Annotated in this window: 11 protein-coding genes; 5 read left to right on the top strand and 6 right to left on the bottom strand. The window is 72.5% G+C overall.

Features of this window, described 5'->3' with window-relative positions:
• Window positions 1–223: 223 nt before the first annotated feature.
• Window positions 224–805 (top strand): RNA polymerase sigma factor, encoded by a 582-nt coding sequence (locus tag Apa02nite_RS34755; RefSeq protein WP_203828853.1) that lies wholly within the window; start codon window positions 224–226, stop codon window positions 803–805.
• Complete coding sequence (locus tag Apa02nite_RS34760) at window positions 759–1,445, top strand: anti-sigma factor (protein ID WP_203828854.1); 687 nt, start codon at window positions 759–761, stop codon at window positions 1,443–1,445. The genes Apa02nite_RS34755 and Apa02nite_RS34760 overlap by 47 nt, the downstream gene beginning before the upstream one ends.
• A gap of 57 nt (window positions 1,446–1,502) precedes the next feature.
• Here Apa02nite_RS34760 and Apa02nite_RS34765 read toward each other — a convergent pair whose 3' ends face one another.
• Entirely contained in the window at window positions 1,503–2,198 is a 696-nt protein-coding gene (locus Apa02nite_RS34765; protein ID WP_373873076.1) for an NADPH-dependent F420 reductase, read from the bottom strand.
• Window positions 2,199–2,324: 126 nt separating this feature from the next.
• Here Apa02nite_RS34765 and Apa02nite_RS34770 point away from each other — a divergent pair, with 126 nt between their 5' ends.
• Together Apa02nite_RS34770 and Apa02nite_RS34775 are read left to right on the top strand one after the other, a co-directional pair.
• Complete coding sequence (locus Apa02nite_RS34770; RefSeq protein WP_203828897.1) at window positions 2,325–4,292, top strand: PAS domain-containing sensor histidine kinase; 1,968 nt, start codon at window positions 2,325–2,327, stop codon at window positions 4,290–4,292.
• A 123-nt stretch (window positions 4,293–4,415) separates the two neighbouring features.
• Window positions 4,416–5,018, top strand: a complete 603-nt coding sequence (locus tag Apa02nite_RS34775; RefSeq protein ID WP_203828856.1) for an HAD family acid phosphatase — start codon at window positions 4,416–4,418, stop codon at window positions 5,016–5,018.
• Here the strand turns inward: Apa02nite_RS34775 and Apa02nite_RS34780 are convergent.
• From Apa02nite_RS34780 to Apa02nite_RS34800, 5 genes are all read right to left on the bottom strand, one after another.
• Window positions 5,006–5,821, bottom strand: coding sequence for an alpha/beta hydrolase (locus tag Apa02nite_RS34780; RefSeq protein WP_203828857.1), 816 nt, complete (start codon window positions 5,819–5,821; stop codon window positions 5,006–5,008). The genes Apa02nite_RS34775 and Apa02nite_RS34780 overlap by 13 nt on opposite strands.
• A gap of 818 nt (window positions 5,822–6,639) precedes the next feature.
• Window positions 6,640–9,309 (bottom strand): AAA family ATPase, encoded by a 2,670-nt coding sequence (locus tag Apa02nite_RS34785; RefSeq protein ID WP_203828858.1) that lies wholly within the window; start codon window positions 9,307–9,309, stop codon window positions 6,640–6,642.
• A 15-nt stretch (window positions 9,310–9,324) separates the two neighbouring features.
• Window positions 9,325–9,774, bottom strand: a complete 450-nt coding sequence (locus Apa02nite_RS34790) for an NUDIX hydrolase (protein ID WP_203828859.1) — start codon at window positions 9,772–9,774, stop codon at window positions 9,325–9,327.
• An 11-nt stretch (window positions 9,775–9,785) separates the two neighbouring features.
• Window positions 9,786–11,030 carry an acyltransferase family protein gene (locus Apa02nite_RS34795; RefSeq protein WP_239164760.1) on the bottom strand — a complete coding sequence of 415 codons (1,245 nt, stop codon included), beginning with the start codon at window positions 11,028–11,030 and terminating at the stop codon, window positions 9,786–9,788.
• 114 nt (window positions 11,031–11,144) lie between these two features.
• A complete protein-coding gene (locus tag Apa02nite_RS34800; protein WP_239164757.1) occupies window positions 11,145–11,669 on the bottom strand; it encodes a hypothetical protein in 525 nt (174 codons plus the stop codon).
• 53 nt (window positions 11,670–11,722) lie between these two features.
• On the opposite strand from Apa02nite_RS34800, the gene Apa02nite_RS34805 reads away from it, so the two are divergent.
• Window positions 11,723–12,118, top strand: a complete 396-nt coding sequence (locus Apa02nite_RS34805; protein WP_203828861.1) for a nuclear transport factor 2 family protein — start codon at window positions 11,723–11,725, stop codon at window positions 12,116–12,118.
• Window positions 12,119–12,149: the final 31 nt, after the last annotated feature.

Consider the following 12,149-nt stretch of genomic DNA (forward strand, 5'->3'; position numbering starts at 1 on the left):
GGGGTGTTGAGACACCCCTGACGACCAGCCGAGACCAGGGGGCGCGCCGCGGTCGGGAGTGGGCACGGTCTCGCGCGGGACCGGCCCGGGACTCGGCACGTAGCCTGCGGCGGGCGCTCCGTGGTCGTACAAGATGGGGTGGAACGAAAAGCGGTCCGGAGGTGCATCCATCGCGGGCCTTCCGAGCGAATCATCGGAATAACTGTGTGCGGGAGAGAGGTCGATGGATTCCGAGGACGAGCTGGCCGGGCGGTGGCGTGACGGGGATGAGAAGGCGCTGCGGGCGGCGTATGAGCGGCACGGTGGGGCGGTGCTGTACCTGGCGCAGCGGATGCTCGGGAACCGGACCGACGCGGAGGACGTCACGCAGCTGACGTTCGTGGCGGCGTGGACCGGGCGGGACACGTTCGACCCGGAGCGCGGCACCATGCTGGGCTGGCTGCTCGGGATCGCCCGCCGCAAGGCCGTCGACCGGTTGCGGTCGGCGGCGCGCGACGTCCGCGTGACCGAGACGGTACGGTCGCAGGCCGCCCCGCCGCCGGACGCCCGGGAGACGCCGGACCGGGTGGTGGACCGGCTGGTCGTCGCGGACGAGCTGGGCCGGCTGCCTCGGGAGCAGCGCCGGACCCTGGAGCTGGCGTTCTTCGAAGACCTGACGCACCCGCAGATAGCCGAGGTCACCGGGCTGCCGCTGGGTACGGTCAAGAGCCATATCCGGCGTGGGATGGCGAACCTGCGACGTCGTTGGGAGGTGGACGGTGCAGCATCTGGATCCCGATCGGCTGGTCCTTCTGGCGCTCTCTGAGGAGCCCGGCGACCTGACCGAGACCGATCACCTGACGGGGTGTCCCGGGTGCCGCCACGACCTGGACACCTTGCGGACCGTCGCCGCCCTCGGGGCCGAGGGCCGGGACCTGCCCGACCTGCGCGACCTGCCCCCGCCGCCGGAGCGGGTCTGGCGCGCCATCGAGGCGGACATCGCCCGGCAGGCGCCGTTCGCTGCCCGCAGACCACGCTGGCTGGCGCCGGTGCTCGCGGCCGCCGCTGCCGCGGTGCTCGCGGTGGCCGGGACGCTTGTCGCGGTCCGGGTCACCCAGCGCACCGCGGCGCCACGGGTGACGGCGCGGGCGACGCTCACGCCGCTGCCCGACGTGCCGGCGACGGCGGGGGGCAACGTGCGGGTGCTGGCCGGTGGGCAGGTGCGGATCGTCGTACAAAATCTGCCGTTGACCTCGGGTTTTCATGAGGTGTGGCTGATCGATCCGGACGACCTGACCAAGATGGTGGCGCTCGGGAACCTGCCGGACGGCGCGCGTGCGGAGCTGCCGGTGCCGCCGGGCACCGACCTGAGCCGGTACCGCCTCGTGGACGTGAGCGACGAGCCGCACGACGGGGACGCCGGGCACTCCGGGCACAGCCTGCTGCGGGGCACGCTGACCTGGTGAACCGCCGGGGCGCACAGCCCGACGGGCGCGGGCGGCTCGCACCGCCCGCGCCCGGTGTCAGACCTCAGCCCGGAAGTCGGCGGGGCGTTCCGCGGGGGCCTCGGCCAGGGCGCGGCGAGTGCCGTCGGCGTCGTAGTCCTTGCCGTAGACCGGGGTGCCCGGCTGCTGGCGCCAGGACTCCTCGATCGGGCCGCCGTCGACCGGGTCGAAGCCGAGCTCGTCGACGATCCGGAAGACCAGGTCCTGCCCGGCGCCCGGCGCGCCGGCGACCGGCAGCGCGATCCGGCCCGGCGTGCCGGCCTCGGTGCCCTTGCTCAGCAGGTGCTTCCAGTAGATGCCGTTGAAGACCTTGTACACCGGGGCGCCGATCAGCTTGGCGACCCAGGCGCTCTCGGTGAGGCCGGCCTCGATCTCGGCGATCAGGCCGTCGCGCTGCCGCGGGTAGTAGTTGTTCGTCTCGATCACCGGCGCACCCGGCTTGCGGCGGTCGACGATGCCGGGCGCGAGGTCCGGGACGTTCTTCTGCGGGATGCTGACGATCACCAGGTCGGCGTCGGTCGCGGCGTCGGCGGCCAGGACGGCCGTCGCGCCGGTCTCGGCGGCCAGGTCCGCGAGGGTCTCCGGGGCGCGGGAGTTCGCGACGTGCACCTGGTGGCCGAGTGCGGTGAGCCGGCGGGTGAGTGTGCCGCCGATGAAGCCGGCGCCGATGATTCCGATACGCACGTGAGTGCCCTCAATTCCTATCGCCGGGATAGATGGCTACCTCGATCCTGCCTCGGATCGGGCACCGATGCCCACCAACCGGCCGGTGACTCCGGTCCGATCCCGGTTTACCGCTCCGACCTGCAGGAACGTCGCTAGCCTGTGTTCGTGGCCGCCATGGGCATCGAGGTGGATTTCCGGCGCGTGTTCGAATCCGCGCCGGCCGCGTTGCTGGTGGTCGATCCCGACCTGCGGATCGTCGCCGCCAGCGACGCCTATCTTCAGGCGACGGGGACCGACCGTGCCATGATCATGGGACGGCTGATCTTCGACGCCTTTCCGGACGATCCCGCCGACCCCGACGCGGACGGCGTCGACAACCTCCGGGCGTCGCTGAACCGGGTACGCGACAACCGGGTGGTCGACGTGATGGCCATCCAGAAGTACCCGATCGTGGTGCCCGGACGCACCGACTTCGAGACCCGGTACTGGGCGCCGATGAACTCACCGGTCGAGAGCCCGGACGGCGAGCTGCTCTGGATCGTGCACCGGGCCGAGGACGTCACCGCGTACGTGCAGGGCCAGGAGGACACCCTGCACGCCGTTCTGGACAGCCTGGACACCGCGGTCGTCGGCTGCGACAGCGACGGGCGGGCCGTGCTCAGCAACCACATCGCGCGGGACCTGTTCGGCCTGCCGCCCGACGCCGGGCCGGTCGACCTGTGGGGGCAGCGGTTCAGCCACGTCGCGTTCTCCGATCCGGACGGCAACGCCATCGCCCCGGACGACCTGCCGGTCGAACTGCTGCTGCGCGGCGAACCGGTGGAGAACATGCTGGTCGTCGCGAAGGGCGACCGGGTCGCCCCGCGCACCCTGCGGGTGCAGGGGAAACCGATCTCGGACGGCGGCCGGCTCGCCGCGGTGCTGGCCGTGCACGAGATCACCCGGGCGCAGCGGGCCGAGCAGTTCAAGGAGTGCGGACGGCAGGTCGCCGAGCTGCTGGCCCGGGCCGACCCGGCGGACAGCCTGATCAAAGCCGCGACCGGGCTGATCGGCGAGCGGCTGGGCTGGTCGGCCGCCGAGTTCTGGTCGGTGGACCAGGTCGGCCGGGTGTTGCGGCGGTCCGCCTCCTGGACGGCCCCCGAGCACCAGCTACCCCGGGAACTGCCGGACCGGCTCGGCAAGGGGATCGGCATCCCGGGCCGGGCGTGGAAGAGCAACGAACCGGTCTGGGTCGCCGACCTGGACACCGACCCCGCCGCCGCGCAGCAGTCCCGGCACTGGGCGCCGCTGCGGTCCGCGCTCGCGGTCGCCATTCCCAGCGGCGCGCTCGTGCTCGGCGTGCTGGTCTGTTACAGCGACGACCCCGAGACACCGGACGACATGCGGACGACCGCGTTGACCGGGCTCGCCGCGTACCTGGGGGAGTTCCTGGAACGGCGGCGCGCGGACCAGTTCGCCGCCGAGCTCGAGGCGACCCGGGACGAGTACATCGCGCTGGTCGGGCACGATCTGCGGACGCCGCTGACGCTGGTCCAGTCGTACGCGGAGATGATGCGCGACGACCCGGACATGTCCGCCGCGGACCGGGACGACATGCTCGAGGTCGTCCACCGCCGCTCCGGCGACCTGCAGGTGCTGATCGAGAAGCTGCTCGACGTGGCCGGCACCCGCAACGGGCACATCACCCTGCAACCCCGGCTGGTCAACCTGGCCGACCTGGCGCGGGCCGCCGCCGAGCAGGCCGAACGGACCAGCTCCCGGGTCACCATCGACGTGAACTCGCCGGCCCGCGTCATGATCAACGGCGATCCGGGCCGGCTCCGCAACGTGGTCGACGAGCTACTGCACAACGCGCTGACCTGGGCGCCCGCCGGCACCGTCGTGGGCATCACGGCACACGCCGACGACCACACCGCGGTGCTGGCGGTCACCAACGTCGGCACCCGGATCCCGGCCGACGAGCACGCCCGGATCTTCGACCTGTTCTACCGCACCGAGAACACCCTGCACCGCGGCATCCCCGGCAACGGACTGGGCCTGACCCTGGCCCGCGCGATCGTCGAGCAGCACGGCGGGACCATCACGGTCAGCGAGCCGGAAGAGGCCACCACGACGTTCATCGTCCGGCTCCCGGTCACCTGACCCGGTCACCTGTCGGCGCGGCGTCATCTCATTTACGATCGTCGATAATTCGGGGTTCGCCGGGTGTCCATCTGGGCCCGGTGGACTACCGCGGTCACGTCCGGGGACGATCGAGGAGAAACCATGCGTAACGCCGTGCTGCGAGGGGTGCTGCTCACCGCGGCCTGCTCGACCGTGCTCACCACCGGAGTCGCTGCGAGCGCCTCGGCGGCGCCGTTGCCAGCCCGGGCGGGGGTGGCGGTTCAGGCGCTTCCGTCGTACGAGATCTGGTTGTCGGATGTCGCGGCCGTGACCGACGTGGCCGCCGGCTATCTCGGCGGACGTCTGCCGGACTCCGGCGTGCGGGCGGCGATCGTGCTGGACATCGACAACACCGCGCTGCAGAGCAAGTACAAGCCCTACGACGCGACGCCCGGCGTGCTCGCCCTCGCCAAGCAGGCCCGCGCGGCCGGGGCGGCGGTCTTCTTCGTGACCGCCCGCCCCGAGATCATCGAGCCGGTGACCGCGCTGAACCTGAAGGCGGTCGGCTACGTCTGGACCGACCTCTACACCCGTGCGACGTTCGACTTCTCCAGCAACCAGACCCTGAAGACGAACGCCCGCATCGACATCGAACGCCGCGGCTACACGATCGTGGCCAACGTCGGGAACAGTGCGACCGACCTCGGCGGCGGGCACGCCGAGCGGACGTTCAAACTCCCGGACTACGACGGTCAGCTGGACTGACCGGTGATGCCCTGGCTGTTCAGCCAGCCCAGGACGTGATCGGCGACGCCCCGCCAGCCGGCGTCGACGGTCAGTGAGTGACCCCGGTCCGGGAACTGCTTGAGCTCGGTGACCGATGTCGCGTCGCCGTAGAGCTTGTACGCGGCCCGGGTCACCACGTCCGGCACGGTGTGATCCTGCTGGCCGGAGATCAGCAGCAGCGGGCCGCGGCCGGTGGCGGCGGTGTCGACGGCGGCCGGCGAGTGCTTGGCGAAGTTCGCCAGCGCGGCCTCGAACAGCGGCCGGCCCGGCGAGGGGATCGTCCACCGCTCGTGCAGCACGTCGGACTCGGCGGCCGGGAGGGCGTTGCCGAAGCCGTAGCGGAACTGTTTTGCGGTGAGCGAGACGGCCCGCTTCCGGTTCGCCGGGTTGCCGAGCACCGGGAACGCGGAACGCAGCTGGGCGAACGGCAGCGGCTTCACGCCCTTGATCTGCGCCGGGTCGATCGCGACGCCGGCCGCGCCCTGGTGATCGGCCAGCAGCCGCTGCACGATCAGCCCGCCGAACGAGTGCCCGATCAGGACCGGCGGGACCGGCAGCTCCTCGACGATCCTGGCGTAGTGCGCGACGACGTCGTCGATGCCGACCCCGGCGACGGCGTCGGGGTTGCTGCGGGCGGCGGCGACGGTCGGCGGCTCACCGGGCCAGCCGGGCGCGATCGGGTCGTAGCCCTGCGCGGCGAACAGGTCGCTCCACGGCTGCCAGGACGTGGCGTGCAACCAGAGACCGTGGATGAAGACGACGGGGGTGCGGATCTCGGACATCGTGCGCTCCTTCGTGGTGATACCGGAAGGATGCCGCGGCAGTCACGGCGGTCGAATCAGTCGGATGACTTAATCGCTTTCTTGGTCCGGGTGGGGAGCGCGGGTCCGCGTTGCTCTTTTGGTACGGGTAGGGAGCGCGTGTCAGCAGGCTGCGGGCCGGGTCCCGCCCGTGGGGCCTGCGCCGGTCCGGGCGGTGGGGGCGGTCATCTCAGCAGGTGGTCGGGGGTCTCGGTCCGTGGCCGGGGTTGCTGGTTGAGCGTTTTCGGGCGGTTGGCAGGGGGTTGCGGGGCTCGGCTGGTCCTTGCGGCCGTTATCCGGGTGCTTTAGGGGCCGTCTCGGCCAGCTGGGTCGGTTGGGCTGGTTGTGGTGGCCGTTATGGGCGTGCTTTAAGGGCTGCCAGGACCAGCTGGGCAAGTTGGGCTGGTTCTCGTGGCCGTTATGAGGCCTTGAGGGGCCCAAGACCGGCGGGGTGGAACTCGGCTGGTTATTCGGCCGCTGTAGCAACGGCGGGGGTGAGTGGGCCGCCCGCTGACCGTGGCGGGCGTGACGAACCGTGACCCGTGCGCGCCCCGCCTGGCCAGCCGGTCTCAGCCATCCGACCACCGGAACCGTGCCCGGGACCCGGGCCCGGGGGCTGGCTCTGAGAGGTGCTTCCCGCTCTCGGAGACACCCCTGACGACCAGCCGAGGCGGGGAGACGCGTGGCGGTCGTGGGGGGAGCGGTCTGGCGCGCCACTCCGGGGTCGGGAGGCGCGCGGGGGGTCTGGGCGGGAGCGGTCTGGCGCGTCACGCCGGGAGATGCGCTGGGCACGGGCGGGGTCAGGTGGGGGCCAGGGCGTCGCGGAGGGCGGCTCGGGACGTGATGCCGAGCTTGGGGAAGATGCGGTAGAGGTGGGCGCCTACCGTGCGGGGGGAGAGGAACAGCTGGGCGCCGATCTGTTTGTTGCTCAGGCCGGTCGCGGCGAGCTCGGCGATGTGCCGTTCCTGCGCGGTCAGCGTGGTCAGCCGGTCCGTGCCGGTGCCGCCGTGCGGGGTGCCGGCCTGCAGTTCGTGCCGGGTGCGCTGGGCCCATGGCGCCGCGCCCAGCTGTTCGAATGCGGTCAGGGCATCGGTCAGCGCCAGCTTGGCCTCGGTGGGGCGGCGGTGGCGGCGGTGCCACGCGCCCTCGGCCAGGCGGATCCGGGCCCGCTCGAACGGGAAGTCCGCGCCGGCCGGGAGGTTCGCCGCGGCGGCGTACGCCGCCGATGAGGGCGAGACCATGGCTGCGGCGCCGGCGGTCAGCAGGGCGAGGCGGGGGGAGAGGTCCGCGAGATTCTTTCGTACGGCAGCCTGCGCATGAGCGGCCGCCAACTCGTCGCGGCCGGTGTGCAGCGCCGCCTCGACCAGGTCGAGCAGGGTCCGTGGCGCGAGCTGGGCATACGGCGGGAACGTCCCCGGCGTGGTGATCCCGATCGCGTACGTCCAGGCGGCCTCGTAGTCGCCGGTGCTCAACGCGGCCTGCAACCCGATCTCCTCGGCGAATCGGAGCAGCGAACCCACCCGCCGGGGCCGGGCCCACGCGTCCACCACGGCCTGCAGCTCGTACGCGGTGCCGGTGTCGCCCCGCTGGGCGGCGAGCAGGCCGAGGAACACCCGGAACTGCTGGCCGAACAGGTCGTACCCGTGCTGTCGGGTCATCGCGAGCCCCTGCTCGCCGGCGCGGACCGCGTCGTCCCACCGCCCGGCGGCCAGGTGGTCGAGCATCACCAACTGCATGATCATCATCAGTGAGCTGGCCGCGCCGGTGTCCCGTTCCCGCTCGGCGGCCCGGGCCAGGTACGGCCGGAAGTCGGCCAAGGTGTCCACGTAGAACGCCGCCACCCCGAGCCGCATCAGGTCCCACGGCTCGGCGCTCCCGGCCGCCACCGCCTCGCGCAGGCGCGCGCCCAGCCCGGTGCCGCGCCGCACCACGTCGCTCCACGCGTCCCGGTAGAGCAGGCTCTCGGCCGGCAGCCGCTCCTCGACCAGCGCCACCACCTCGTCGGTGACCGCCCAGACGGCCGGGTCGGCGGCGAACTGGCTCAGCGCCAGCATCAGGTTGACCAGCCGCAGCAGCATCGTCTGGTCGAGGTTGGTGTGCTGAGCGCGAATCACCCGGGCGACCGTGCCGTGCATGCCGACGTCGCCGTGCCGGTAGAGCGCCACGTACGCCGCGGTCAGCACCGCGTCCGGCGACGACACCCGGCCGTCCGCGGCGTCGGCCGCCGCGACCAGGATCTCGGCGCGTTCCAGCTGGCCGGCCTGTCCGGCCACGTACGCGGCGTCGGCCAGCAACCGGGCCTGCTCCCGTGGCCGCGGGCTCAGCTCGGCGGCCCGGGTCAGCCACTGCACCGCCGTGACCGCCCCGCCGCGGCGCACCGCCGACCGGGCGGCCCGCTCCAGGGCCGCGGCCACCTCCGGATCCGGGTCGACGGTCGCCGCGGCCAGGTGCACGGCACGTCGTTCCAGGTCGGCGGCGTGCAGCCCGGCCAGGGTGGTGTGCGCGGCGCGCCGTTCGTTGGGTGAGGCGGCCTGCACCACCGCCGAGGCGATCAGCGGATGCCGGAACACCGGCCGCCCGGCCTCCAGCAGCCCGGCCCGGCGCGCGGCGACCACCTCGCGCGGGACGTACTGCGCGCCGTGCGCGTGGGTGCGCCCGGCCCCGTCCAACGCCATCAGCAGCAGGTCGGCGCGTTCGGCCGACGGCAGCGCCGCGATCCGCCCCGCGAAGATCCGCTCCAGCCGGCGTGGCAGCGGCAGCGGCCCGGGGTCGCCCGCGTCCCGGCCGGTCAGCCCGGCCGGCAACTCGACCAGGGCCAGCGGGTTGCCGCTCGAGTAGGTCAGGGTCAGGTGCCGGGTCTCCGGGCTCAGGCCGGGGAACCGCTCGTCGAGCAGCGTCGCCGACGCCTCCGGGGAGAGCGGCGGCACGGCGAGTTCGGTCAGCCCGGCGTCGTCGAAACCGGACGGCTCGTCGTCGCGGACCGCCACCACGAACCGGATCGGCAGGTCACCGAGCCGCCGGGCGGCGAACGCGCACACCTGTGTGCTGGGCACGTCGAACCACTGCCCGTCGTCCACCACCACCAGCAGCGGCGTGACCGCGCCGGCCACCGCGAACAGGTCCAGGACCGCGACGCCGACGGCCATCACCGAGGTCGCGCGCTCCGGCACCCCGCCGAGAACGGAGGTCAGGACCCTCCGATGTCCCGGGTCCATGCCGTCGGCCGAGGCGAGGAGGGCGTGCAGGAGCTGGTGCAGTCCCGCGTACGAAATCGATGTCTCGGCCTGGACCCCGGCGGCCCGCAGCGGACGGAATCCGGCGACCCGGGCATCGGTGGTGAGCACGTCGAGCAGGGCGCTCTTGCCGGATCCGGCGGCGCCGCGCAGCAGCAGGGGAGTCGCGGCCGGGGCGGTGAGCACGGCGGCGAGGGCGGCCCGTTCGGTGGCCCGCCCGACCAGGGGGTGATCCATGCCGCTGACTCCCGTTCAGTCGTCCCAGCCGCTCAGCACGAACGGCGTGGTGTCGAGCATCGCCCGCACGCACGCCGCGGAGTAAGGGTAGGTGTCCGGCGGCAACCGGCCGGCGGGGAACCAGGCGATCTTGGCGCACTTGTGCGGTTCGGCGTTGAGCGGCTCGCCGTGGGCGCCGGGGTCGAAGGTCGCGGCGAACGCGAGACCGATGCGGGCGTGCTCGGCGCTGCTGCGATGGTGGATCGTGGTGGCGAGACGCAGGTGGGCGGGCGCGAGGGTGATGCCGATTTCTTCGTACGCTTCGCGGATGATCCCGGCGACCGCGTCCTCGCCGAATTCGAGCTTGCCGGAGGGCAGGTTCCACTGCCCGTCGGCGTACCCGGTGCCGTCGCGCAGCGCGAGCAGCACCTGATCGTCGCGACGGAGCAGCAACAGGACGTCGACGGGATGCCGGGGGGAGACCATGGATGCCGACGTTAGCGTGCGGCGCCGCGCCCCGCCCCGCTGGTCAGCCGTCGGATGTCGTCCGGGCGCTGCGGGTGCCGTCGATGACGTCGCTGTGGGGCACGCGCCGCCGGCCTGACTCGCCGGGCGATGTGCGGGTGAGGAAGGTGTGTGCCGCAGGCCGCCCTGATGCGTGCGGCGAGTGGACGTTCGACGAGGTGGTGGACGAGCAGGGCTAGTCCGGTGAGGGTGAGCAGCGCGGCGCCGAGCAGCCACCACGGTGGGATCGTCAGGTGCTGGCGCACGGTGTGGACCAGGAGGGAACCGGTCACGTTGTGCAGGAGGTACAGCGGGTAGGTGGCGGCGCCCAGCACGGTGAGTCCACGCCAGCGGAACCCGTCGAGCCTGCCGACCGCGAGCAGCCCCATCACCAGGAAACAGCCGGTGATCAGGATGCTCGCCGGGGCATACGAGTGCCCGTGCACGTGCTGCCAGTCGTTGGTGTCGTAGTAGTGCATCGCCAGGGCCCAGTTGACCCCGACGATGAGCCACAGGACCGGCCGGGATCCGTAGCGGTGGATCAGGCAGAGAGCGATGCCGGCGATGAAGTAGGGCGAGTGCTCCGGGATGAGGAGCGCCGTGAGCCAGGGCACGCCCGCTTCGCCGGTGAGGACCGAGGCCGCGCTCCAGGCCAGGCAGAACCCGACGACCCTGCGATACGTCATCCCCCGCCAGACCACGGCGAGGAACAGCAGGTAGAACTTCAGCTCGACCCACAGCGTCCAGTAGACGTCGTCGACTCGGGGTGACCCGAGGGCGTCCGGCAGCATGGTGAGGTTGTCCAGCAGCGCGCGGGTGCCGACGGGCTGTGCCACGGCCGGATTCAGCGTCGTCACCAGGTTCGTCAGGAGCACGCAGAACCAGAATGCGGGGTACAGCCGGATGAGCCGGGACGTCCCGTACTCGGCCGGCGTGCGGTTCCAGGCGGACATGCAGATGACGAAGCCACTGATCATGAAGAAGAGCGGGACGCCGACCCAGCCGTAGGAGGCGATCAGGTATCCGGTGCCGAAGACCTCCGCTGCCGGCTGCCCCCAGAGCACCACCCGGCTGTTGTCGGCGCAGGCCACCAGGTGGAAGACGGCGACGGACAGGGCGGCCAGAAAGCGCAGTCCGTCCAGTGCTGGCAGCCGGCGTGAGCGTTCCGGCGCCGTCGCGGGGTGCTCGCGACGGCGTATCGGGGGCTCGGCCGGTGGCCGGGGGCGGGTGTTCACCATGTGCCTCACCCGGGACACGATCGGCGGCCCGGTCACGCGCATGAGCATCTGCGTCGGGTTCGTCGCCGATGGCTACCGCCACGACACCCGCACCGGGCCCGGCGAACCGGCCGGTCAGGCCGCCGCCGGCCGCCGCTTGCCGCCGTAGAGGTGGACGCGGTGGTCGACGTCGTGGTCCGGCTCGCGGGATGTGAAGGCGTCGGATGCCACCGGGCCGTTGGCGATGTGGACCAGCCAGTCCTCGTAGTACCAGCTCGGGTTGCACGGGCAGGTGGTGTGGGTGAACCGGAAGTTCGCCCGGTAGCGGCCGATCTGCCCGGGTAGCAGGGTGAAGAGGCGGGCCGGGCCGCTCTGCTGCGGGTAGGCGACGTAGTGTCCCGGCAACCGGTCGACGGCCAGCGCCGCGCCTTTCGGGGAGAGCAGCAGGTCGAGGTCACGGGCGTCGTCGCCACCGGTCACCTCGTCCCGCGGCAGGTATCCCGCTCTCTCGTCCGCCAGCACGTCGTGGACCACCACAGCGCCGGGCGGCATCGGCAGGGGGAGGGGTGCCGGGCGGCACAGGCCGCGGCGGGCGTTCGCCTGGGGTGCTCCGCGCGACTCCGCGGTCCACCGCACCCGCACCCGCTGAACAGTGATCACGGCTCAGCCTGGCCGGGTAGGGCGCCGGAGCGCCAGCCATTTACGCTGGCCGGATGATCGACTTTCGTACCGCAGTGGAAGCGCGCGACCCCGACGCCATCGCGGCGACCCTGGCCGACACCGTGGTCTTCCGCAGCCCGGTGGCGTTCAAGCCCTACCCGGGCAAGGCGATCACCGCGGCGATCCTGCGCGGCGTGCTCCGGGTGTTCGAGGATTTCCGGTACGTCCGCGAGCTGACCGGCGACGGCGGCCGCGACCACGCCCTGGTGTTCGAGGCGCGGATCGGCGACGTCGCGGTCGAGGGCTGCGACTTCGTGCACCTGGACGAGAACGGCCTGATCGACGAGTTCACCGTGATGGTGCGCCCGATGTCGGCGGCGCAGGCGCTGTCCGCCGCGATGGCCGCCGAGTTCGAGCAGATCCAGCGCGAAGCCACCGCCGGCCAGTAGTCCCCGGCGGGTGCGCAGGGGTGCCTCCGGC

The sequence above is a fragment of the Actinoplanes palleronii genome, assembly GCF_016862315.1.
In the GTDB taxonomy this organism is placed as follows: Bacteria; Actinomycetota; Actinomycetes; order Mycobacteriales; family Micromonosporaceae; genus Actinoplanes; species Actinoplanes palleronii.

What these genes read in the sequence shown, in the direction of transcription:
- Apa02nite_RS34795 (WP_239164760.1), bottom strand. Translation starts at nt 11,030, where the DNA reads ATGGTGAACACCCGCCCCCGGCCACCGGCCGAGCCCCCGATACGCCGT.
- Apa02nite_RS34755 (WP_203828853.1), top strand. Translation starts at nt 224, where the DNA reads ATGGATTCCGAGGACGAGCTGGCCGGGCGGTGGCGTGACGGGGATGAG.
- Apa02nite_RS34805 (WP_203828861.1), top strand. Translation starts at nt 11,723, where the DNA reads ATGATCGACTTTCGTACCGCAGTGGAAGCGCGCGACCCCGACGCCATC.
- Apa02nite_RS34770 (WP_203828897.1), top strand. Translation starts at nt 2,325, where the DNA reads ATGGGCATCGAGGTGGATTTCCGGCGCGTGTTCGAATCCGCGCCGGCC.
- Apa02nite_RS34790 (WP_203828859.1), bottom strand. Translation starts at nt 9,774, where the DNA reads ATGGTCTCCCCCCGGCATCCCGTCGACGTCCTGTTGCTGCTCCGTCGC.
- Apa02nite_RS34780 (WP_203828857.1), bottom strand. Translation starts at nt 5,821, where the DNA reads ATGTCCGAGATCCGCACCCCCGTCGTCTTCATCCACGGTCTCTGGTTG.
- Apa02nite_RS34785 (WP_203828858.1), bottom strand. Translation starts at nt 9,309, where the DNA reads ATGGATCACCCCCTGGTCGGGCGGGCCACCGAACGGGCCGCCCTCGCC.
- Apa02nite_RS34775 (WP_203828856.1), top strand. Translation starts at nt 4,416, where the DNA reads ATGCGTAACGCCGTGCTGCGAGGGGTGCTGCTCACCGCGGCCTGCTCG.